The sequence below is a fragment of the Cellulomonas sp. S1-8 genome (assembly GCF_026184235.1).
In the GTDB taxonomy this organism is placed as follows: Bacteria; Actinomycetota; Actinomycetes; order Actinomycetales; family Cellulomonadaceae; genus Cellulomonas.
Window position 1 is genome coordinate 442032 of sequence record NZ_CP110806.1, and the last position, 22570, is coordinate 464601.

Here is a 22570-nt window from a genome sequence, read left to right on the forward strand (position 1 = left end):
GGGCCTTCGGCGACCGGCCTTCCCGTGCGGGCGACACCGGTCAGGGACGGCCGGGGTCGCCGCCGGGGCCTGCCACCGCACCCACCAGGTCCGCGTGAGCGGGTTCGGGCGTCGCGCCCGACCCCCGGCCCGTCGCGACGACGACGGCCGCGGCGAGGGCCGGCAGCACCACGAGGACGAGGCCCGTCGCCCAGGTCACGCCGTCGGGGGCGACGACGGGCTGGGCCCGCAGCGCCTGCACCAGCGCGACGACCGTGAGCCCGGCCCAGGCGGTCGCGACCAGGCCGACCGTGAGGCGCTGCCGCCGCAGGCTCAGGTCCAGGCGGTGCGCGGCGGCGAGCCACGCGAGTGCCAGGGCCGCCAGCGGCAGCACCTGCAACCCGTGCAGGCCGAGGAAGTGCGAGACCCGGAGGTCGCCGTGCTCGGTCGACCAGCCCAGCAGCGGCAGGCCGGGGCCGCCGTCGGCGCCGCCCACGGAGTGCGCGCCGATCCGCGGGCCCTGGACGTCCTGCCCGGGCCGCGGGCCCGGCATGAGGAAGCCGATGAGGCTGCCGCCGAGCATGATCAGCACCGCGAGCCTCACGGCGAGCGCGAGGGGCCCTGCGCCGAGCCGCGAGCGGGTCAGCAGCAGGCCGAGGCCGGCGACGGCGAGGGCGAAGACACCGACGGCGGCGCCCATCACGGTGAAGACCACGGCGTCGAGCGCGGTCTCGTTGTTGAAGTGCGACGCGCGGCCGCGCGCGGCCTGGCCGGTGATGAGGACGGCCTCGAGGACCATCGCCCACCCCGTGAGCTCGAGCAGGACCCGGACCGCGCGGGTCCGGTCGACCCGGGCGTAGATCCAGAGCATCGCCGGTCCGAGCGCCAGGAAGGACAGGCCGAACTTCAGGGGCTTGGCCCACAGCGGGGCGCCGTCGACGGTCGTCGGGTCAGTCAGAGCGAGGACGAGGAAGAGGGGGACCGCCGGGACGTGCAGCAGGGTCAGGACGGTGTAGGCGCGGGAGATGCCCCACGCCGCGGTCAGGGTGGACACGGGGCCTCCAGGTGCGGCATGGCGAACAGTGTTCGCCTGATGAGGAGGACGTTAGCGAACACCGTTCGCCATGTCTACGCCTCGGCACGGACGTTCGGCGAACGAAGTTCGCTAGCCTCACGGGATGCCCCCCAGCCCGTCCGACGACGACGCCCGGCGGGCCGCCGTCGCCCCGTCACCGCCGGACGGTGCCGACGGCGGTGCCGCCGTCGCCGGCCGCACACGTGGCCGCGGCCTCTCGGAGCAGCGCGTCGTCGCGGCCGCCCGCGAGCTGCTCGTCACCGGCGGACCGGACCAGGTGGTCGTCCGCGAGGTCGCCCGCCGCCTGGGGGTCGCGCCGTCGTCGCTGTACAAGCACGTCGCCGGCAGGGACGACATCCTCACGCTGCTCATCGCCGAGTGCTGGGCCGAGCTGGCCTCGGCCTGCGAGCACGCGCTCGACGGCGCACCCACGACGGGACTCCGCGCCCGCCTGCGAGCCACGTCGCTCGCCTTCCGCGCATGGGCGCTCGCGCACCCGGCCGAGTACCAGCTCGTCCTGGGGTACCCCCTGCCCGGGTACGTCGCGCCGCCCGGCGGTCCGACCGACGCGGCCTCCCGGCGCGTCGGCGCCGCGTTCTACGCGCAGTACGACGCGGCCCGACGGGCGGGTCGGTTGCGCACGCCCGTCCTGCCGCCACCGCAGGGAGTGGCGGGCACACCCCGGGCGGGCGCGGCGCTCCCCGAGTTCTCGGTCGACGAGACCTACCTGTTCGTCATGGGATTCCAACGCCTGCAGGGCCTGGTCGCGTTCGAGGTGTCGGGCCAGCAGCTGGGCGGCATCACCGACCACGCCGCGTACGTCCTCGACCAGGTGGAGCGGCTGCTGGACGAGATCCTGACGCCGGGCGACTGAGCGTCACCGTCGCGGCGACCGAGACGACAGGGACCGGGGGTCAGGCGGCGGGGGCCAGCGCCCACCGCAGGGCGTCGGGGAGCAGGACGCCACCGTGGTTGGGGCTGTGCCCGCCGTCGCCGAGCACGAGGCGCACGTCGTAGCCCGCCTCCGCAAGCGCGGCGCCGACCCGCAGGTTCTCCGCGAGCCAGTTGCGTGTCGGCGCGTTCCAGTTCAGGTCACGGTGCCCGGCCTGCAGGAAGACCCGCAGCGGCTTCCGGACGGTGCGCGGCAGCAGGTCCGGGTACGGGTTGCCGCCGGGCATCTGGGCGAAGCTCGACAGGAAGCACACGACGCGGCGGAAGCGGTCGGGCCGCAACCAGGCGGCGGTGAAGGCGGCGTTGCCCCCGCTGCTGCCCCCGCAGACGCCCCACTGCTCGGGGTCGTCCGTGACCGCGTACCGCGCGGTGACCAGCGGGACGACCTCGTCGAGCAGGAACGTCACGTAGCGGTCGTCGAAGGCGTCGTACTCGACGTTGCGGTTCTTGGGCTGCTCGGCGCCGACCACGACACCGGGCTCGACGAACACGCCGATCGTGAACGGGATGTCGCCCCGGTGGGCGAGGTTGTCCAGGACGATCCCGCCGCGCACCTCACCGGCCGGGTCGAGGTACCACCCGCCGTCGTTGAACACCATGAGGGCCGCCGGGGGCGGGGTGCCGTCGTGGGCCGGGACGTGGATCCACACCCGGCGCGACGTCCCGGGGTAGCCGACGCTGTCGTCCAGGCGCAGCTCGACGGTCTCGCCCGCCGGCACGTCGGGGTCGCGCTGCGAGTCGGGGCCGTGCGCGTACGTGACGCCGGCGAGGTCGAGGGGGAGGGGGCGGTACGGCACCGGGGCGGACACGCTCCGGACCCTAGGGCGTGCCCGCCGTGCCGTCGTGGGGATATCGGCGCGGCGTCGGGCCCGTGGGCAGCCGCCACCACGTGACGCGGTGGCGGCCTGACGTCGGGGAGGTCACGGGCGACGGCACCCGCGGCGCCCCGCGTTCGCCGGAGGCGTACCGTCCGCCGTTGTGCACGGCGGCGTCTCCAGGCCAGGCTGGCGAGGACGGAAGGGGTTGCCCGTGACTGCGTCCGACGTCCCGACCCGCGATGCCCTGACCCTCTACGAGCACGTCGGCGGGGAGGCCGGCGTGCGTCGGCTGGTCGAGAGCTGGTACCCGACGGTCCTGGCGGACCCCCTGCTGCAGCAGCTCTTCGGTGCGGGGCACGACGACCACATCCCCCACCTCACGGCGTTCCTCGCGGAGGTCTTCGGTGGGCCGCGGGTCTACACCGAGCGGCTCGGCGGCTTCCCCGCGCTCCTGGAGCACCACAGCGGCCTGGGCATCGACGAGGAGCAGCGACGGCGGTTCGTCGAGCTCTTCCTCGCCGCCGCGGACCGCGTGGGCTGGCCCGACGACGAGCGCACCCGTACCGCGCTCGTGGAGTACCTCGAGTTCGGCACCGAGGTCGCCGCGCAGAACTCGCACGCCCGGTCCGAGCACGACCTGCACCCCTGCCAGGAGGTGCCGGTGTGGGAGTGGTGACGACCGGACGGGAGGTGAGGGCGGCAGATCAGGTCGCGTCGGCCTCCCTACGGATCGCGATCGCCTCCACCTCGACGAGCTGGTCGTCGTAGCCCAGCACGGTGACCCCGAGCAGCGTGCTCGGGGCGTCGTGCTCACCGAAGGCGGCACGGACGACGTCCCAGGCGGCGCCGAGGTCGGCCTGCTGGGAGGACGCGACGTAGACGGTGGTCTTGACGACGTCGGTCAGCTGCGCGCCGGCGGCCTGCAGCGCGACGACGAGGTTGGCCATGACCTGCTGCGCCTGGCCGGCGACGTCCCCGACGGCCACGGTGGCGCCGTCGGCGTCCAGGGGGCAGGCGCCGGCGGTGAAGACGAGCCGGCCGGGCGCGGTGACCGCGGCGTAGGCGTACGGGGCGTTCGCCGTCAGCTGCTCGGCGCGGACGAGGGTGATCGCGGGCTCGGACGGCATGGCCCCATGATTCACGAGTCGCTCGTCCCCACCCGGTACCGGCGCTTGGGTGGTCCGTCGTCCACCGGCACCAGGTCCTGCAGCACGCCGCCGCACCGCTCGATGGTCCTGGCGGACGCGACGTTGTCGTCGTCGCACGTCACGAGCGCCCGCTCGACGCCGACCGACCGGGCGACCGCGAGCGACCGCCGCAGCATCTCGGTCGCGTACCCGCGGCGACGGTAGGCCGGCCGGACCGCGTAGCCGATGTGACCGCCGACGCGTGCGAGTGCCTCGTTCAGCTCGTGCCGGACGGACACCCGCCCGACGAGCACCCCGCCGACGTCGGCGACCAGGAACGTGGCGGGCACGCGCCCAGGCGGCAGGTCCACACCCGCCTGCTCGGCGGCCAGGTGGGCGAGGTAGCCGTCCCAGTCGTCACGTCGGCCGTCGAGGAGGAAGTCGAAGCCCTCAGGGGCGAGCTCGTCGTGCGCGCGCCAGGCCTCGCGCTCGTCGGCTGCCGTGAGCGGCCGCAGCGCGAGTCCGGGGGTCATGGCGCCGAGGCTCCCAGACGACCCGCCGATCGGACAGCGGAATCCTGGGTGCTAGACGACTGACGGAGGCCAGCGGTGTCCGCGCCACTCGTCCCACGTCGCGAACCCCGCCGGCGGGGCGCCGAGCGGCTCGCGGCCGTCGAGCTCGCCCGGGGTCGGGACGTCGAACGCCGCAGCCCACGTCTCGAGCTCCTCGTCGGACATGGGCCACGTCGTGTCCGGCTCGTCGGCCCGGCGGCGGTCGAGCCGCCGGCGCTGCTCGTCCGGCTCGAGCGCGAGGTAGCGGATCGCCACGTCCGCACCGCGGTCCGCGGCCGCCTGCCGCAGGGCGGAGCGCTCGTCCCGGGCCCACAGGCCGAAGTCGAGCACGACGTCGACGCCGAGCTCCAGGGCGCGCAGCGCGATCGCGATCAGCCGCCCCTCGATGACGTCCGACGTGGACGGCGGGTTCGCCGAGCCGTGGAGCGCCTTGACCCACTCGTCCTTCGTCAGGCGCAGCGCCCGGTGCTCGGCCTCGAGGCGTCGCGCCTGCGTCGTCTTGCCGGTCCCCGGCAGCCCGACCATGAGGAACAGCGTGGTCCGGGCGGTCGTCACGTCGTCATCCTCCTCCCGTCGTCGCCGACGGGGGTGCGCGGAGGCCTTGCATCGAAGGATGGAACCCGCGCAGGGCCTCCTTCGGAGGCTCGATGGACACCCCGCCCACTTCCTAGGTTCGAGATCAGCACCACGACCCCGACTCGACCACCAGGGAGCACATCATGGCCACGCAGACCACGGCGCAGGTGACGGGTACCGCCGTCCGCCTCGTCGACCTCCACAAGACCTACCCGGCCCGCGAGCCGGTCCACGCGCTGCGGGGGGTGTCCCTGGAGCTGCTCGCCGGCTCGGTGACCGCCATCGTGGGGCAGTCCGGCTCGGGCAAGTCCACGCTCCTGAACTGCGCGGCGGGGCTCGACACACCCAGCCGCGGCTCGGTCGTCGTCGGGGGGCACGACCTCACGACGCTGCGACCCGACGACCTCACCCGGTTCCGCCGCGAGCACGTCGGCTTCGTCTTCCAGGCCTACAACCTCATCGGCCACCTGACGGCCCGCGAGAACGTCCGCCTGCCGCTGCTGCTCGCGGGCCGCCAGGTCGACGCCGCGTGGGAGTCGGCGCTGCTGACGTTCCTCGGTGTGCCGGATCTCATGGACCGGCTGCCCGGCGAGCTGTCCGGTGGGCAGGCCCAGCGGGTCGCGATCGCCCGGGCCCTGATCACCCGGCCCGCCGTCGTCTTCGCCGACGAGCCCACGGGCGCGCTGGACTCCCGCACGGGGGCGGCGGTGCTGCAGGTGCTGCAGGACACGGCCCGCGAGCTCGGGCAGACGGTCGTCATCGTGACGCACGACGCGGGGGTCGCCGCCGCCGCCGAGCGCGTCGTCGTCCTCGCGGACGGGCTGGTCGTCGACCAGCTCGAGCGCCCCACCGCCGAGCAGGTCACCGCTCGCCTCCTGTCGAAGGGTCGGTGACCACCATGTGGCAGCTCGCGTCCTCGGGCGTCCGCGCCCACCGCGGGGCCTTCGCCGGCACCGCCGTCGTCCTGGCCGTCGCCGCGGCGGTCCTCGCCGTCACGGGCGTCCTGTTCGAGTCGGGCACGCGCCTGCAGTCCGGCGGGGACCCGGCCTCCGGGGCTCTGCTGGTGTCCCTCGCCTCGTCGTACGCCGGCACGCTGATCGTCGTCGTGGTGATGGTCGTCGCAGCGACCGTCAGCCTCGCGCTGCGCAGCCGCCGACGGGAGTTCGCACTGCTGCGTGCGGTCGGCGCGACCCCGTCGCAGGTGCGGCGAGCCGTCACCCTCGAGGTGGGGGTGGTCTCGCTCGTCGCCGCACCGCTGGGTGCGGTCGCCGGCCTGTTCGGTGCTCGCCTCCTGGACCCCGTGCTCGTGCGCAGCGGGATGGTCGCACCCGACTTCACCTCGGCGCTCTCGCCGTTGCCCGTCCTGGTCGCCGTCGCGCTGATCGCGGTCACCGCGATCCCCGTGGGACGGCTCGGCGCCCGGGAGGCCGCGCGCACCGCACCCACCGCCGCGCTCCAGCAGAGCGCCGTCGAGGACCGGCAGGTCGGGATCGGCCGGCGGGTCACCGCCCTGGTGATGACCCTCGGCGGGCTCGGCGCCGCGTTCTCGTCCCTGTGGATCCCGGGCGCGATGGGGAGCGCCACGGCCTCGATGTCGGCCTTCCTGCTGATCGGTGCCACGGCGCTCGCCGGACCCGTCCTGGTCGGCTGGATCTTCGACCGCGTGGCGCGGATGCACCCGTCCGGCGGCAATCCGGCCACGATGCTCGCCGTCCGCAACGTGCGCGGCTTCTCACGACGGCTGACGACCGTCGTCGTGCCGCTCGCGCTGGTCGTCGCCGCGGCGACCGTCCAGACGAGCGTGAACCGGGCCATCACGACCGCAGTCCAGCAGGAGTTCGTCGCCTCGGTCGCCGCGGACCTCGTCGTCACGCCCACCGAGGGTGCGACGCAGGACCTGACCGCGCAGGTGGAGGCGGTACCGGGTGTCGCGACCGTCGTCCCGCTCGCGACCGTCCCGGGCGAGGTGCGCACGGACACCGAGGGTGGCGCCCTGGCGTGGGAGGCGACCGCGCTGCGGGTCGTCCCCGCCGGCACCACGGCGCTCGACCCGGACGTCGTCACGGGCTCGCTCGCCGACATCGACGCCCCGGACACCGTGGCCGTCAGCAGCGACACGGCGTTCACGTCCGGTGCCGGGCTGGGGGAGACGCTCACGCTCCGCCTCGGCGGCGACGAGGTCGACGCGACCGTCGTCGCGGTGTTCTCCCGCGGCCTGGGCGTCGCAGGGATCATCACCGGTCCCGCGACGGCCGAGGCCCACGGGCTGCCGGTCGTGGCGGACACCCTGCTGGTCGACCTGGCCGACGGCGCGGACGCGTCCGACGCGGCGGCGGCGATCACGGCCCTGGGCGCGTCGGCGGCGGACCCGCAGACCCACATCTCCACCTCGATGGGGTCGGCCGGCGGCGAGAACGACATCGGGACGGCGCTGCTCCTGCTGCTGCTCGCCGTCGTGGCGGTCGGCGCGGCGAGCACGCTGGCCATGACGACGGTGGCGCGGCGTGACGAGCTCGCGCTGCTGCACCGCACCGGCACCACCCGTCGCCAGCTCATGGCGATGACCATGGTCGAGGCGACGATCACCGGCGTGACGGCCTGGGTGGTCGGCACGGTGGCGGTGGTGCCGGCGGTGATCGGTGTGAGCGCCGGTCTGTTCGCCGGCCTGCCGGTGGTCGACCTGCCGTCCTACGGCATCGTCAGTGCGGCGGTCGTGCTCTTCGCGCTGGTCGCGACCGCACTGGCGGCCCGCCGCACGACGGCGGTGGCGACGGCCGTCGCGTAGCAGACGACCACCCGACGCCCGCACACGGACCCTCCACCCCGCACCCCGGGGTGGAGGGTCCTGTGCGTGCCCCGGGCTACGCTCGGCGTCTTCGTCAGTCGACGGGCCGCGTGCCCGCAGCGCCCGGGAGCCCGACCTGTCCGTCCTCTACCGCGAGATCCCCGCGATGCTCGTCGTCGCGCCGCTGACGGCCGTCGCCCTCGGGCTCCTGCTGTGGCGGCTGCACCGCCGCGGCGGCATGACGGTCCTGCGGGTGCTCGTCGGCGTGGCGCTGTGCGTGTACGTCGCGGGGATCGTCGCCAACACCGTCCTGCCGATCTACCTCGACAAGCCCGACAGCGACATGCCGTGGCACGCGTACCTCAACCTGACGCCCCTGGCCGACACCGAGGTGGCGGACATGGTCCGCAACGTCGTGGTGTTCGTGCCGTTCGGCGTGCTGCTGCCGCTCGTCACGGGCACCCGCTCCGTCGTACGCGTCGTGCTGTCCGGGTTCCTGCTCAGCCTGCTGATGGAGACGGCGCAGCTGGTGAACGCGCTCGTCGCGAACGGCGGGCACGTCGCCGACGTCAACGACCTGCTCGCGAACACGCTCGGTGCGCCGATCGGGTACGCGCTGCTCCGCCTGGGGGAGCGCGTCCCCGGCGTGCGGGACGTGGTGCGCGCCGCGACCTGGCCGCCGCCGCGGCCGCGCTCGTGACGGGGTCGACCGACGACCTCACCTCACCCGGGTGCGCCCCTGCACGTCGGCGGTCACCGACACCCGCGCCCCCGGCGCGATCGTCGACCCGGCCGTGTTGAGCTGCTCGATCGCGAAGCCCGCGGCCGCCTTGTAGCCGGCCATGAACGCGGTGCGCTCGACCTCGGGGACCACGTCGTCGATGTCGTCGAAGTCCCCGCCGCACCGCTCGTCGACGAGGTCGAGCAGACCGAACGGCCCGGCGCCGCGGTTGCGCAGGACCAGCTGCGAGATCGGCCCGCACAGCTGTGCGTCGAACGCGGCGAGCGCGTCGGGGGTCACGCCGCGCCGGAGCAGCGCGGCACCGAGGTGCCGGGCGTCCATGATCGCCTGGCTCGCACCGTTGGACCCGGTCGGGTACATCGCGTGGGCGGCGTCGCCGACGAGCAGCACCGGGCCGTCCTGCCAGGTCGGGACGGGGTCGCGGTCGATCATCGGGTTCTCGTAGACGACCTCGGCGCGCGCGAGCAGGTCCGGCACGTCGAGCCAGTCGTACGTCCAGCCGTCGAAGTGGTGCGCGAACTCCTCGACACCCACCTGCCGGAACCAGCCGCTGCGCTGCCAGGCGGTGTCGTCCACCCGGAGCTCGGCGATCCAGTTGACGGTGGCCAGCCCGGTGCCGGGGTCGACGGGCGAGATGGGGTAGACGACGACGCGGTGCCGGGCCGAGCCCAGGCCCACGAACGACGACCCGGTGCGCACGGGCACGGCCTGCGTCGTGCCGCGCCACATCATCGTGCCGCCCCAGCGGATCGGGGGCTGGTCGGGGTGCATCTGCGCGCGGACGGCCGAGTGGATGCCGTCGGCGCCGATCAGCAGGGTGCCGGTCTGCCGCCACGCGGTCCCGTCGGGGTGCTGCCCGGTCGCCGTCACCGTGCCGTCGGCGTTCCTCTCGTAGCCCGTCACGCGGTGGCCGAGCCGGATCGCGTCCACGCCGGCCCGCTCCTGGACGACCTGCGCGAGCAGCAGCTGCAGGCGCCCGCGGTGCAGCGCGTACTGCGGCCAGCGGTACCCGGCGAGCAGGCCGCGCGGCTCGCTGTAGATGTCGTTGCCGTTGCGTCCGACGAGGGCCCACTCGCGCGCGGGGACGCCGATGCCGTCGAGGACGTCGGGGCCGATGCCCAGGTCGTCGAGCTCGCGCACCGCGTTGGGCTGCAGGTTGATGCCGACCCCGAGCGGCGCGAGCTCGCGCGCGCCCTCGAGCACCGTGAACGGCACGCCGATCTGGTGCAACGTCAGCGCGACGGCGAGCCCCCCGATCCCGCCGCCGGCGATGAGCACATGCGGTGCAGACACGTTCGAGGCCCTCATTCCACGCTGTAGAGGTCGATCTGCACGGTGCTCGCGTCGCGCGCACCGGTCCCGACGAACACCATCCGGTTGAGCCAGCGGTAGTCCGGGTGCCCGCTCTCGAGCCGCGCCGTCGAGCGCATGGAGTAGGACTCCGGTGGCGTCGGGGCGCCGGACGCGAGCTGCGCCATCACCTCAGGCGGACCGTGCCGGTACCCCGTGTTGACGACCTCGATCACCGCCCCGTCCGCGGTCCGGAACGCGTACCGCGCGTCGAGCTCGGCCACGCCGTCGTGGGCGACGGACTGCCAGTCGGCGCCGAGGTCGAGGATCGTCCCGCTGACCCGGCCCGTCACCCGCCCGCCCACGATGGGGATGATGCGCCGCTGCCCGAACCGGCCGAGCCCCAGGTCCATCATCGGCGCGAGATCGACCTCGAGCGTGCAGAACGGCCGCACGGTCGGTGGCTGCAGTGCCAGCAAGGGTCCCTCCCCGGGACGTCGGGTGCACCGCACCTTACTGGGCGTGCCGACCGCTACGGTGCCCGGATGCGCCCGCGACTCCCGCTCCTGCCCCGCTCCACCCCCGCAGCGGCGGGGGTGTCGTCGCGGGCGGTGGCCGCGCTCGTGGACCGGCTCGAGGCGTCGTCCGTCGAGTGCCACTCCCTGGTGGTCGTGCGCCACGGCCACGTCGTCGCGGAGGGCTGGTGGGCGCCCTACTCGGCCGACCGCTCGCACCTGCTGTACTCGCTGACCAAGTCGTTCACGGCGGCCGCGGTGGGTCTGTCGATCGCCGACGGCCTGCTCTCGCCGGACGATCGCGTGGTGGACGTCCTGCCCGACCACGTCCCGGCCGACGTCTCGGAGCAGGCCCGTCGCCTCACCGTGCACCACCTGCTGACCATGACCACCGGTCACGGCGCAGACAGCCTCGAGGAGGCGTGGCGGCTCGAGCAGAGCGACCTCGTCAAGGGCTTCCTGCGTGTCCCGTTCACCGACGCCGAGGGCACGCGGCACGCCTACGACAACCCCACGACCTACGTCCTCGCGCGCATGGTCGAGCGGGTCACCGGCCGCAGCCTGCCGGACCTGCTCGACGAGCGGCTCCTTGCGCCGATGGGCGTCGTCGACGCCGAGTGGGACCGGGTGGGCAGCGGTGCCGCGTACGGGTTCCACGGCCTGCACCTGACGACCGAGGGTGTCGCCGCCTTCGGGGAGCTGCTGCGGCGCGGCGGCCGCTGGGGCGACCGGCAGCTCCTGCCGCGCGCGTGGGTCGAGCTCGCGACCAGCAAGCAGGTCGACAGCGTGCCGTACAAGGACGACGACTCCCACGACACCGACTACACCTGCGGCTACGGCTACCAGATCTGGATGTCCCGCCACGGCTTCCACGGGTCGGGGGCCTTCGGCCAGCTGTGCGTCGTGGTCCCGGCGCACGGCCTCGTCGTCGCGGTGACGGCCGAAGGTGAGGGGCAGGAGGTGCTCGACGCCCTGTGGGAGTGCCTGCTGCCGGGTCTGGACGCCGCAGACAGCGCCCGGGACGACGAGGTGCTCGCGGAGCGGCTGCGGTCCCTGTCGCTCCCGCCGGTCGCGGGGTCGGCCGGCCCCGGGCGGTCCGTCGAGGCGACGATCGACGGGCCTGGTGCGGACGCGCCCGTCGCCGCCGGTACGACGGTGCTCGTCGAGCCCCAGGACGGCGGCTGGCTCCTGCGGCTCGGACCCCTCCACGTCGACGTCGGGCACGGCACGTGGCGGGAGAGCTCCCCGCCGGGCCGCCCGGTCGTCGCGTCCGGCGCCTGGCAGGACGACCTGTTCGTCGCCGACCTGCGCATCATCACCACCCCGCACACGGTCCGGGTGGTCGTCGACGCGGGTGCCGGGACGGCCCGTGCGACGTGGAGCACCGTGCCCCTGACCACGCCGAGTCTCGAGCTGCACCTGCGGTCGCCGCTGATGACGCGGCCCGACCACGCGTAGCGCCTCAGGTGGCCGTGCGGAGGGTCACGTCCGGCGCAGCGCGTCACGCCCCGGCAGCAGGTCGACCTCGACGACCCAGCCGTCGAAGTGGGTGTCCGACGGCGGGTCCTCGTCCCCGCCGCTGTGCGCCACCTGACGGAGAACGGTCGAACCCGGCACAGCGGAGCGGGTCACGGCATCCGCGCCGAGGGGTGCGTACCGGTTGAAGGCGGCGTGGATCTCGACCACCGTGCCGTGCGTCGTCGGATGGTCGTCCGGCAGCACGTCGTGGTGCTCCTCCGCAGCGGAGACGCGTCGGGCGAGCACGGCCCCCAACGTCGACTCGAGCCACTCGGTGTCCGGAGCCACGCAGCGCCAGGCGATCGCCTCACCGACGGCGAACCGCTCCCCGCAGCACTGCATCTGCCAGCCGTCGACCCAGATCAGGACGCTCACGTCCTCAGTGTCCCAGGACGACGCTCCCGCGAGCCGTCGTCGTGTCCGGGTCACCGGCGGAGGGCAGGACCGTGGGTGCGCGGTGTCGACGTGAGCCGGCCGGCCCCCGCGCTGCGGAGGCCGGCCGGCGGACGTGCTCCCTGACGTCCGGCGTCAGCGCGTCACGTAGTCGAAGCGGTACCAGACGTTGTCCGGGTTCCAGACGCCGCCGACGGTCTGGGGGATGAAGCTGTAGCAGGAGCGCGTGATCCGCACGAACGAGGTCGCGCCGTACGCGCGCTGCGCGTCCCGGCATGCGTCGATGGAGATGTACTTCTGGCTCGAGGCGGCCGCGGCCGGGGCCGCGAGCGCGCCTCCCAGCGCGGTGGCCGCCAACGTCGCGACCGCGAGGCCTCGCGCGATGCGCCGACGAACAGTGGGGGTCGCTGCCATGGGTGCTCTCCTTCTGCTCCGAGAACCGACGCGTGGTGCGATCGGGACGAGTCGCAGGCTAACCGGCAGAAGCGACACCGGCCTGCGGGGCGACACGCACGTGTGTCGCATACCGCCGTTCGGGTGGTCCTGCCTGCTGCAGACGCCCGGCCGTCAGTGGTCGTGGCGGTGGTGCGCGTCGGGGTAGTGCTCGTGCCGGTGGGTCACCGGGTCGTGGGTGTGCACGTGGCGGTGCGCGACGCCGGCCGCGGCCCGCTCACCGGCGGAGTGCGGGTGGTCGTGGTGCCCGTCGTCGTGCGTGTGCCCGTGGTCGTGCGTGACGACTCGGTGCGTGTGCTCGTGCCCGTGCCGTTCGCTCAGGTGCAGCCACGTCCCCGCGGCCATCAGCGCACCGGCCAGCAGCAGCTGCCACGTGACCGCGTCACCGAGCGCGACGGCGAGCACGGCGCCGAAGAACGGTGCGACCGAGAAGTACGCGCCGGCTCGTGCCGTACCCACGTGACGCAGCCCCACGATGAACAGGACGAGGCTCAACCCGTAGGCGACGAAGCCCAGCACCAGCGCGGCAGCCGTCGTCGTCACCGTCGGCAGCGCGGCGCCCAGCAGCAGCGCGACGACGAGGTTGGTCGGGCCGGCGACGGCGCCCTTCACCATCACCAGCCAGCTCGCGTCGGTCAGCGAGACCTTCCGGGTCAGGTTGTTGTCCACGGCCCAGCACGCGCACGCCCCCACGATCGCCAGCGCCGGCCACACGCTCGCCACCTGCGCCTGCCCGGTCGGCACCGCGATCACGACGGCGCCGGCGACGATCGCCAGCATCCCGAGCACCACCCGCCGGTCGGCCGGTTCCCGGAACACCACCCAGGCGATCACCGCCGTCAGGACGCCCTCGGCGTTGAGCAGCAGCGACGCCCCCGAGGCCGGCATCGACGCCAGCCCGAACAGGAGCAGGACCGGCCCCGCGACGCCACCGGCGGCCACTGCGCCGACGAGCCACGGCACCTCGTGTCGGGGGAGACGAACCCGCGGCGCGCGCCGCAGGCGCCGCCAGATCCCCATCCCTAGCCCGGCGCCGGCGTACAGCAGCCCGGCGAGCAGCCACGGGCCGACGTCGCCGACGAGCAGCTTCGCGAGCGGGGCGCTCGCACCGAACAGCACCGCGGCCAGCAACGCCGCCCGGACGCCGACGTTGCGGAGCCCCCGCGACGACTCGATCACCCCACCATCGTCGCGCACTACTCCGGGACCGGGACCGGGACCGAGACCGAGACCGGGACCGGGACCGAGACCGCGAAGGCGGGCAGGATGGCGCGATGCTCCCTGCCCGACGTGCCCGTCACGACCTGGTGTCGGCGGCGCTCGCGGCGCGCGCCGACGACGCGCTGGCGGCGCTCCTGCACGCGGCACCCACCAGCACCGTCGGCGTGGGCGGGGGTGCGTCGGTGCTCGACGTCGACGGCGTCGCGGTGTTCGCCAAGCGGATCCCGATCACCGACCGGGAGCTGGCGCACGCGCACAGCACGGCGAACCTGTTCGACCTGCCGCTGTCCTGCCAGTACGGGATGCACCCCCTCGCAGGCCCGGGCTTCGGTGCGTGGCGCGAGCTGGCTGCGAACCTCGTCGTCACCGAGGGTGTGCTCGCCGGGGAGGCGGAGTCCTTCGCGCTGCTGCACCACTGGCGGGTGCTGCCGGGTCGCCCACCCGTCGCGTCCGAGCACCGGGACGTCGATGCGGTCGTCGCCCAGTTCGGGGGCGACCCCGCGGTGCGGACCCGCTTCGAGGAGCTGGCCGGGGCGCGCTCCAGCCTCGTGCTCTTCCTCGAGCACCACCCCGTCCCGCTCCTCGACCGGCTGAACGAGGACCCGGTGGGGCGTGCGGAGTGGTTCGAGCGGCAGCTCGTCGAGACCGTCGCGTTCCTGCGGAGCCGCGGCGTGCTGCACCTGGACGGGCACGTCGGGAACATGCGGGCCGACGAGGACCGCATGTACCTCGTCGACTTCGGCCTGGCCACCTCGGCCCGGTTCGACCTGTCCGACGCCGAGCGCGCCTTCGTCGCCCGCAACGTCGAGCACGACGCCGACTACGCGGCCATGCGGCTGGTGAACTGGGTCGTCACGACCGTGTGCGGGGTGCCGATGCCGACCAGCGGCGGCCCCGCGGAACGCAACGCGTACGTGCGGCGGTGCGCAGCGGGCGACATCCCGCAGGACGTGCCGGCGGCCGTGGCCGGCCTCCTCGCCCGGCACGCTGCCGCCGCGGCCAGGATGAACGACTTCTGCTGGCGCCTGGTCGACGGTGACGTCGACGCGCAGTACGGAGGCGCCGGGCCGGGCTCCACCGACCACTGACGCGGACACGGGTCGGTCCGGCCAGGGGTGGTCCGGGTAGCAGCTCGCGACGTGGACGCCTCTGACGACTCCGCTGGCGGCGCTCACCGTCGCCGTCGGGCCGACGCCGTCGGACGTTCGGCTGCACCTCATCGGCTGTTCGCCGAGATGCCGGAAGGTACTGGCGTCCCTCTTCCGAAAGGAGCGTCGTGCGTCGACGCCTTCTCGCCGGGCTGCTCCCGCTGCTCGCGCTGCTGGGTTCCGCCGGTCCCGCGGCCGCCCACAGCTACGCCGCGACCGCCTACGCGGACCTCACCGAGCCCGACCCGGGCGTGGTGCGCACCGTGCTCGATCTCGAGTACGTGCTGCTCGCCACCGACGGCGCTCGCGAGATGGGCGACGAGACGTTCGAGTCCGCTGCGTACGCCGACGTGCAGGCGTCGGGCCGCGACCCGGCCCTGCTCACCCCCCGCATCCTCGAGCAGCACACCGACACGGTCGCCGGTTACGTGCTGCCCCGGTGGTCCGTCGCCCCGGCGGACGAGGGCGCCGACGCGTGCCCCAGCACGCTGGCGGCGCCGTACGAGATCGTCCTGATCGAGAGCGTGCCGCACGCGCGCATCGTGATCGAGTCGGACTGCCGCGGCCGGGTCAGCGAGCACGCCCCCGCGTACCGCATCACGACGGAGCTGTTCCCGGGCACCGAGCCCGGCGGGATGACGACCACGATCGTCAGCTACGACCTCGTGTCGGGCTCCGGTGTCGCGCAGCTCGACACGGACACCGACCCGGCCATGACGACGACCCAGGACTGGGGGTCGCGGATGTGGGACTTCTTCGTGCTGGGCGGCGAGCACCTGCTGTTCGGGCTCGACCACATCCTGTTCCTGCTCGCCCTGATCGTCGGGTCACGTCGGTTGCGCGACATCGTGCTCACCGCGACGGCGTTCACGGTGGCGCACTCGGTGACCTTCATCCTCGCCGCGCTCGGGGTGGTGAGCGTGCCGGGTGCGGTCGTCGAGCCGGTCATCGCGCTGTCGATCGCGATCGTGGCGCTCTGGCACCTGTGGGGCGTGCTCCGCCGACGCACGGGCGGCGCGCCGCCTCCCGCACTGCCGGTCGCACCGGGTGCCGCCACCGCCCGCGTCGCCGCCGGCGGGTCCGGTGATGTCGCCACGCTGGAGCGCGTCGACGTCGAGACGGAGGTCGCGCCGGCCCGGCGGCAGCTGGGCCTCACGCGCGCCGACACGGTGCGCATCGCCGTGGTCTTCCTGTTCGGCCTGATCCACGGCGTCGGCTTCGCCGGCGCGCTGGGCATCGCCGAGGCGTTCTCCTGGGGCCTGCTGGGCGCACTGCTGGTGTTCAACGTGGGCATCGAGGTGGTGCAGCTCGGCATCATCGTCGTGGTGTTCCCCGCCCTGGCGCTCCTGCGCCGGCGGATTCCCGCGGCCGGCCTCTGGCTCGGCGTCGTCGTCTCGGCCGTGGTCGCGGCCGTCGGCCTCTACTGGTTCGTCGAACGTGTGCTCGCCGGCGGCTGAGGCCCCCAGCCGGGCGGCCACGGCGCGCGACGTGGCCGACGACCTGCGCCGTCGGATCCTCGACGGCGAGTTCGTCACGGGGACCCGCCTGGCCAGCGAGCACGCGCTCGCGCACGAGTACGAGGTGTCGCGCGCCACCATCCGCACGGCGCTGGCCGCGGTCGCCCGGCGGGGCCTGATCGAGCCCCACCGCAACTCGGGCTGGTTCGTGCGGCTCGTGGACCAGGTGCAGGGCTTCGACCGGATGCGCTCCTTCACGCAGTGGGCCGAGGCGCGCGGCATGGCGGCCGGCGGCCGCATCGTGCAGCGCGAGCACGTCGCCGCGACCGTGCGTGAAGCGCGGCGGCTGCGCGTCCGGTTCGGCGAGCCGCTGCTCCGGTTCACACGGATCCGCACGCTCGACGGGCGCGTCGTGATGGTCGAGCGCTCGATCTGGGCACCGTGGGTCATGCCGCTGATGGAGGAGGTGCCGGTCGACGTGGTCTCGACCACGCGCGTGCTCGCCGAGGCCGGCGTCGACGTCGTGCACGGTACCCACCGGATCTCGGCCGTGCCGGCCTCCAGCGACGACGCGCGGCTGCTCGGCGTGCGGCGCTCGAGCCCGCTGCTCGCGGTGCACCGGTCGACGTTCGCCCGGGACGGCCGGGCCGTGGAGTTCGGCGAGGACCGCTACCTCTCGGGTGAGTTCGCCTTCGAGGTGGCGGCCGGGTCGTAGCCGAGGCGCCCAGTGTGCGCAGTGGGCGCGGGGATCCGGCGGGTTTCGGCACGGTGACGCCCCCCCGACGACGGGAGTACATCTGACGGTCGCCCGGGGACGGTGACCTGTGCGGGACCTTTCCTGTCGAACTTGGGAGTTCGTCGTGTCCACACAGACCCCATCCCCCCGGGCGAGCACCCGGGCCGGCCGCGCGCTGGCGGGCGTCGCGACCGTCGCGGTGATCGCATCGCTCACGGTGCTGCCCGCGCACGCTGCCTCGGCCCCCGTGACGCCCGCCCCCACGCCGTCCACCAGCGCGCCGGCGAGCGAGGACACCACCGCACCGGTGCTGTCCGCCGTCGACGTCCCCGCCACCGCCGAGCTGGACCAGCAGCTCGTCCTCCCCGCGGCCACCGCGACCGACGACTCGGGCGAGACTCCCACGGTCGTCGTGACCGCGACGGGCCCGGACGGGGTCGACGTGCGGCTCTACGAGAACGCCGAGGGCGCCTTCCCGCTCACCCCGGGGGTCCCCGGCACCTACGTCGTGACCTACGCCGCGATGGACTCGGCCGACAACCTCGCCCAGGAGACCTACGAGGTCACGGTCGACGCACCCGCCCCGGCGGCGCCGACGTCCACCGTGCCGACCGCCGCAGAGCCGACCGCCGCCGAGCCGACCGCCGCCGAGGCGGCGCGCGCGGCCACCGACGCGATCGAGTTCCCGGCGGACGAGCCCGGCACGCTGTCGTTCGCCGCGCTCGGCGACATCCACAACAGCTGGTCCGAGCTCGACATGGCGTTCGACTTCTGGCAGGAGCAGGACGTGGACGCCGCCCTGTTCGTGGGCGACCTCACCAACAACGCGACGGCCGCCGAGTACCAGGGGCTGCGCGACACGCTCGACCGCAGCCAGGGCGACCTGCCGGTGATCGCGTCGCTCGGCAACCACGACGTCGGGTCCAACCTCTCCGGCTACAACCTGTTCCAGTCGACCATGGGCCAGGCGCCCAACGCCGACTACGTGATGAACGGGTACCACTTCCTCACCGTGAGCCCCGGCTCGGGCCCGCTGAACGAGGAGACCATGTTCCCCTCGAACAGCAACGGCAGCGACTACGCGTACGCCGCCGACTGGCTCGAGACCCGTCTCGCCGCCGCGGTCGCCGAGGACCCGACGCTGCCGATCTTCGTGCTCGTCCACTCGCCCCTGCGGTGCACGCACTACGTGTCGACCGAGTGGTACGGATCGGGTCTCGCCACGGGCTGCGGCGACAGCTTCGAGTCGCTGTTCGAGCAGTACCCCCAGGCGGTCGTCTGGAGCGGCCACATCCACACCCCCAACCACATCTCGACGTCGATCTGGCAGGGCGTCGAGGGTGCCGGCGGCTTCACGACCGTCAACGCCCCGCCGCTGGCGTACTACGAGTTCGAGCGCGGTGTCGCCAACACGAACCCGTACAGCAAGGTCGTGAACGACAGCACCCCGGACGACGGCGGTGACAACCGCGAGACCTCGATCGTCGAGGTCGAGGGCTCCCGCGTGACGATCAAGACCTACGACCTGCTCCACGAGGCCTGGGTGGACCAGGTCTGGACGTGGGACGTCGCCGACAGCGTCGAGGAGTCGCTCGCCTTCGAGGAGCGCTTCCCGCTGGGCGATGCGCGCGCCGACCAGACGTCGGCACCGGTGTGGCCCGAGGGTGCCGCGGTCGAGGTGACCGACATCATCCCGACCGAGGCGATGGTCACGTTCCGGCAGGCCGAGGTCGCGCCGAACGAGGTGGGCGACATCGTCCACAAGTACCGCTACACGGTGACCGACACCGCGACCGGGCAGGTCGTGAACACGTTCACGCAGTGGTCCGGCTTCTACAAGATCCCGATGCCCGCGACGCGCAACCACATCATCTGGAACATGGAGGCGGGCCACGAGTACGAGGTCGCCGTCGCGCCGATCAACACGTGGGGCAAGGAGGGTGAGGCGATCTCGACCACCTTCACCACCAACGGCTACGACGTGCGCCTGTCCTCCGCCGGCGCGGGCGAGGTGACCTCCGACGTCGCCGACGCGATGCCTGGTGACACCGTGACCCTGACCGCGTCCCCCGCCAAGGGCGAGATCCTCCTCGGCTGGGACGTGCTCGAGGGCGACGTCGACCTCGTCGACGGCACCTTCACCATGCCGTCCTCGCACGTGTCGATCGAGGCGGTCTTCACCGGGTCGTCCGGGTCGACCGAGCTGCACACCGTCACCACCCAGGTGCGCGGTGGCGGCACCGTGACCGCGATCCCCGGTGAGGCGGCCGGCGGCCGGCTCGTGAAGCTCAAGCACAAGGCGGAGAAGCACGAGAAGCTGTGGGGCTGGGAGGTCGCCGTCGAGGGCCTCGACGTCCAGGTCGGGACCATCCCGGTCGGCCGCAACGACAAGTTCGAGATGCCCGAGCGCGACGTCGTCGTGACCGGCGTGTTCGGCCACCCGCGCGACTACGCCGTCGTCTACGACGGCAACGGCGCGACGGGCGGCGAGACCGCGATGAGCGAGCTGCCGGCGAAGGGCACCGGCACGCTCGCGGCGAACGGCTTCGAGCGCACCTACCACCGCTTCGCCGGCTGGAACACCGCGGCCGACGGATCGGGCGAGAGCTTCGCCGACGCCGCGAAGGTGACGGCCCTTGCGCCGGCTCAGACCACCATCACGCTGTACGCCCAGTGGGAGAGCCTGCTGGACGTGCTGGTGGACGAGTCGTTCGACGGCCTCGCCGGCAGCCTGAAGCCGGGCATCGGGCACAACCCCGGCGTGGTCGGCTGGACGCAGCAGGGCCCCGCCGGCTGGTCGGTGACCAACGCCGCGGGCATGGGCACCGGCGGCATGCAGGACCTGCGGGGCTGGACGTTCGTGACGCCCGAGTTCTGGCTGGCCGACATCCAGGGCCGCGACCAGTTCACCCAGGGCACGGGCGTCCTCGCGGTCGCCGACGGTGACGAGTGGAACGACGCCGCAGGCGCCGGCCGCATCGACACGACGCTGAACGCACCCGCGCTCACGCTGCCCGAGGGAGCGGGACAGGTGCGCGTGCAGTGGGACAACAGCTACCGCCAGGAGGCCGACCAGACGGCGGAGGCCTTCATCGAGTTCGACACGGGCGAGCGCGTCACGCTGGCCCAGTGGGGAGCCGGCTCACCGGAGATGACCGACATCAACAGCCACCGCGACCACGCCGTGGACGTGCCCGAGGGCGCGACCTCGGCGACGGTGAAGTTCCGCTACACGGCGGGCAACAACTGGTGGTGGGCGATCGACGACGTGCAGATCGACGCGATCCTGACGGGACCGACCCCGACGCCGACGCCCACGCCGACGGTCACGCCCACGCCGACGCCGACCCCGACGCCGACGGTCACGCCGACGCCGACCCCGACGCCGACGGTCAGCCCGACGCCGACGGTCACGCCGACGCCGACGCCGACCCCGACACCCACGGGCCCGGCCCGATGCACCGCGACCGTGTCGCTGAACCAGTGGCCCGGCGGTTTCGTCGCCACGGTGAAGGTCACCGCGGGCTCGTCGTCGCTCGACGGCTGGACGACCACGGTCGTCCTGCCCGGCGGCGCCCGGGTCGGCAGCTCCTGGAGCTCGGTGAACAGCGGCACGAGCGGCGCCGTCCGCTTCACCAACGCGCCGTGGAACGGCTCGGTGAAGGCGGGGAAGTCCACCGAGTTCGGCTTCCTGGGCACGGGCAGCGGCCAGGGCATGACCGCCACCTGCGCCTGACCCACCGGGACGCGATCACCCCTCCTCGCGAGAGGTCGATCCAGCCCCGACCGGGATGAAGTGTGAAGCGTTGTTGCCGGGATCCGGCAGCAACGCTTCACACTTCCCCGCGTGGTCCTGGGCTCGTGCCCTGCGCTACCCCTCGCCGATCGTGAACGCCGGTCGCGGGCGGGTGTCGACGGTCAGGCGGAAGACGTCCGGGCGGTTGTAGTGCCCGACCGGGTCGAACATCCGGCGAGCGGCGCGGACCTGGGTGAGGTCGACGTCCGCCGTGAGGATGGCCTCCCGGTGGCGGACCGGGCCCGCGAGCAGGTCGCCGTTCGGCCCGACGATCACGCTGTTGCCGGGCTCGACCCAGCCGCCGTCACCGTCCTTGACGGTCCAGAGCCGGTCGCGGTGGGGGAAGTCCGCCGGGATCTGGTCGATGTGGGTGCACGGGTTGACGCCGATGACGTAGCAGCGGCCCTCGCGTGCGATGTGGCGCAGGGTCGCGACCCAGCCGTCCCCGCCGGCGAGCGTGGGCGCCGTCCAGATGTCCACCCCTTGTGCGTAGAGGTAGAAGCGTGCGAGCGGCATGTAGTTCTCCCAGCACGTCAGCCCGCTGAGCCGACCGTACGGCGTCTCGACCACCGGCAGCGTCGAGCCGTCGCCCATCCCCCAGACCGTGCGCTCCGACCCGGTGGGCACGAGCTTGCGGTGCGTGCCGAGCAGGCTCCCGTCGGGGCCGAGGTAGAGCGTCGTGTTGTAGACCGTCGAGCCGTGCGGCTCTCGCTCCTCGACATTCATGACCACGTACGCGTCGGCCGCGAGGGCGGCGGCACCCAGTGCGTCGGTCACCGGGCCGGGGACCACGACCGCCTGGTCGAGGAGGAGGGCGAACCACTCCTCGTCGCCGTCCCAGATGGGTCTCGAGTCCATCCACAGGGGCGTGCCCGGGATGAAGACCTCCGGGAACACGATGATCCGGGCCCCCGCGGCGGCGGCCTCCTCGATCAGGCGCACCGCCTTGTCGAGGCACGCCTGCCGGTCCATGAGCACGTGCGCGGCCTGGACCGCGGCGACCCGGGTGAGAGCCATCGGCCGACCAGCTTCCTGGTGCTCGAGACCGGCCGCCGTGAGGACGTCGACGACGGGGACCCGTGGGGTCGTCTCGTGTCTACTCCCCGGCGACACCGCCCACAAGAGGGCAGATCGCGACCGCCTCCACCTCGACCAGCTGGTCGTACCGAGCGAACCCCTGGAACCCGGGCTGCAGGCCGACGGTCGACACGGGTGCGCTGGGGTCGCCGACGTCGCGCAACGCACGAGCGCCCAACGCCTGCGCGACGTGCGCGGCCAGCGCACCGAGCGTCGTGGCGGGGAGGTCGTCGACCCCCGGGTCGTCCGCCCGCTCGGCGTCGAGCCAGCCGAGGGCCCGGGCGGTGCCGATCAGGATGCCGTCGGGCTCGCGGTCGTGCCAGGCGTCGTGCTGGTGCAGG

Annotated in this window: 21 protein-coding genes; 10 read left to right on the forward strand and 11 right to left on the reverse strand. The window is 73.7% G+C overall.

The features are described 5' to 3' along the window. Positions 1 to 40: 40 nt before the first annotated feature. The gene (locus tag OKX07_RS02055) at positions 41 to 1033 is read right to left on the reverse strand and encodes a hypothetical protein (RefSeq protein ID WP_265630210.1); all 993 of its coding nucleotides are present in this window, start codon (positions 1031 to 1033) and stop codon (positions 41 to 43) included. A 124-nt stretch (positions 1034 to 1157) separates the two neighbouring features. Here OKX07_RS02055 and OKX07_RS02060 point away from each other — a divergent pair, with 124 nt between their 5' ends. Next, complete coding sequence (locus OKX07_RS02060) at positions 1158 to 1928, forward strand: TetR/AcrR family transcriptional regulator (protein WP_265630211.1); 771 nt, start codon at positions 1158 to 1160, stop codon at positions 1926 to 1928. A 40-nt stretch (positions 1929 to 1968) separates the two neighbouring features. Here the strand turns inward: OKX07_RS02060 and OKX07_RS02065 are convergent, their stop codons facing one another. Next, a complete protein-coding gene (locus OKX07_RS02065) occupies positions 1969 to 2814 on the reverse strand; it encodes an alpha/beta hydrolase (protein ID WP_265630212.1) in 846 nt (281 codons plus the stop codon). A 220-nt stretch (positions 2815 to 3034) separates the two neighbouring features. On the opposite strand from OKX07_RS02065, the gene OKX07_RS02070 reads away from it, so the two are divergent. Beyond that, entirely contained in the window at positions 3035 to 3499 is a 465-nt protein-coding gene (locus OKX07_RS02070; protein ID WP_265630213.1) for a group II truncated hemoglobin, read from the forward strand. A gap of 28 nt (positions 3500 to 3527) precedes the next feature. On the opposite strand, the gene OKX07_RS02075 is transcribed toward OKX07_RS02070, so the two are convergent. Genes OKX07_RS02075 through OKX07_RS02085 form a run of 3 tightly spaced genes read right to left on the reverse strand, consistent with a single transcriptional unit; the run spans position 3528 to position 5077 of the window. Beyond that, positions 3528 to 3950, reverse strand: a complete 423-nt coding sequence (locus OKX07_RS02075; protein WP_265630214.1) for a RidA family protein — start codon at positions 3948 to 3950, stop codon at positions 3528 to 3530. 11 nt (positions 3951 to 3961) lie between these two features. Beyond that, the gene (locus OKX07_RS02080; RefSeq protein ID WP_265630215.1) at positions 3962 to 4483 is read right to left on the reverse strand and encodes a GNAT family N-acetyltransferase; all 522 of its coding nucleotides are present in this window, start codon (positions 4481 to 4483) and stop codon (positions 3962 to 3964) included. 51 nt (positions 4484 to 4534) lie between these two features. Beyond that, positions 4535 to 5077 carry an AAA family ATPase gene (locus OKX07_RS02085; RefSeq protein WP_265630216.1) on the reverse strand — a complete coding sequence of 181 codons (543 nt, stop codon included), beginning with the start codon at positions 5075 to 5077 and terminating at the stop codon, positions 4535 to 4537. A gap of 164 nt (positions 5078 to 5241) precedes the next feature. On the opposite strand from OKX07_RS02085, the gene OKX07_RS02090 reads away from it, so the two are divergent. From OKX07_RS02090 to OKX07_RS02100, 3 genes are all read left to right on the forward strand, one after another. Continuing rightward, positions 5242 to 5991, forward strand: coding sequence for an ABC transporter ATP-binding protein (locus OKX07_RS02090; RefSeq protein WP_265630217.1), 750 nt, complete (start codon positions 5242 to 5244; stop codon positions 5989 to 5991). Positions 5992 to 5996: 5 nt separating this feature from the next. Next, positions 5997 to 7883: an FtsX-like permease family protein gene (locus tag OKX07_RS02095; protein ID WP_265631778.1), complete on the forward strand. Its 1887-nt coding sequence runs from the start codon at positions 5997 to 5999 to the stop codon at positions 7881 to 7883. A 166-nt stretch (positions 7884 to 8049) separates the two neighbouring features. Then, positions 8050 to 8583, forward strand: coding sequence for a VanZ family protein (locus OKX07_RS02100; RefSeq protein WP_265630218.1), 534 nt, complete (start codon positions 8050 to 8052; stop codon positions 8581 to 8583). An 18-nt stretch (positions 8584 to 8601) separates the two neighbouring features. On the opposite strand, the gene OKX07_RS02105 is transcribed toward OKX07_RS02100, so the two are convergent. Together OKX07_RS02105 and OKX07_RS02110 are read right to left on the reverse strand one after the other, a co-directional pair. Then, entirely contained in the window at positions 8602 to 9918 is a 1317-nt protein-coding gene (locus OKX07_RS02105; RefSeq protein WP_265630219.1) for a flavin-dependent oxidoreductase, read from the reverse strand. Between the two features lie 11 nt (positions 9919 to 9929). Further along, a complete protein-coding gene (locus OKX07_RS02110; RefSeq protein WP_265630220.1) occupies positions 9930 to 10394 on the reverse strand; it encodes a DUF3237 domain-containing protein in 465 nt (154 codons plus the stop codon). A 66-nt stretch (positions 10395 to 10460) separates the two neighbouring features. Here OKX07_RS02110 and OKX07_RS02115 point away from each other — a divergent pair, with 66 nt between their 5' ends. Further along, positions 10461 to 11888, forward strand: coding sequence for a serine hydrolase domain-containing protein (locus tag OKX07_RS02115; protein ID WP_265630221.1), 1428 nt, complete (start codon positions 10461 to 10463; stop codon positions 11886 to 11888). Positions 11889 to 11912: 24 nt separating this feature from the next. Here OKX07_RS02115 and OKX07_RS02120 read toward each other — a convergent pair whose 3' ends face one another. From OKX07_RS02120 to OKX07_RS02130, 3 genes are all read right to left on the reverse strand, one after another. After that, positions 11913 to 12323, reverse strand: coding sequence for a DUF6578 domain-containing protein (locus tag OKX07_RS02120; protein ID WP_265630222.1), 411 nt, complete (start codon positions 12321 to 12323; stop codon positions 11913 to 11915). A gap of 153 nt (positions 12324 to 12476) precedes the next feature. After that, a complete protein-coding gene (locus OKX07_RS02125; protein WP_265630223.1) occupies positions 12477 to 12755 on the reverse strand; it encodes a hypothetical protein in 279 nt (92 codons plus the stop codon). A 153-nt stretch (positions 12756 to 12908) separates the two neighbouring features. After that, a complete protein-coding gene (locus OKX07_RS02130) occupies positions 12909 to 13973 on the reverse strand; it encodes a DMT family transporter (protein WP_322746818.1) in 1065 nt (354 codons plus the stop codon). 95 nt (positions 13974 to 14068) lie between these two features. Here OKX07_RS02130 and OKX07_RS02135 point away from each other — a divergent pair, with 95 nt between their 5' ends. The 4 genes from OKX07_RS02135 to OKX07_RS02150 all read left to right on the forward strand — a co-directional run bounded on the left by OKX07_RS02135 (position 14069) and on the right by OKX07_RS02150 (position 21092). Further along, the gene (locus OKX07_RS02135; RefSeq protein ID WP_265630224.1) at positions 14069 to 15103 is read left to right on the forward strand and encodes a serine/threonine protein phosphatase; all 1035 of its coding nucleotides are present in this window, start codon (positions 14069 to 14071) and stop codon (positions 15101 to 15103) included. A gap of 188 nt (positions 15104 to 15291) precedes the next feature. Then, positions 15292 to 16620, forward strand: coding sequence for a HupE/UreJ family protein (locus tag OKX07_RS02140; protein WP_265630225.1), 1329 nt, complete (start codon positions 15292 to 15294; stop codon positions 16618 to 16620). Positions 16621 to 16651: 31 nt separating this feature from the next. Then, the gene (locus tag OKX07_RS02145) at positions 16652 to 17335 is read left to right on the forward strand and encodes a GntR family transcriptional regulator (RefSeq protein ID WP_265630226.1); all 684 of its coding nucleotides are present in this window, start codon (positions 16652 to 16654) and stop codon (positions 17333 to 17335) included. A gap of 145 nt (positions 17336 to 17480) precedes the next feature. Next, positions 17481 to 21092, forward strand: a complete 3612-nt coding sequence (locus tag OKX07_RS02150) for a cellulose binding domain-containing protein (protein ID WP_265630227.1) — start codon at positions 17481 to 17483, stop codon at positions 21090 to 21092. Positions 21093 to 21227: 135 nt separating this feature from the next. Here the strand turns inward: OKX07_RS02150 and OKX07_RS02155 are convergent, their stop codons facing one another. After that, complete coding sequence (locus OKX07_RS02155) at positions 21228 to 22169, reverse strand: carbon-nitrogen hydrolase family protein (protein ID WP_265630228.1); 942 nt, start codon at positions 22167 to 22169, stop codon at positions 21228 to 21230. Positions 22170 to 22570 lie beyond the last annotated feature (401 nt).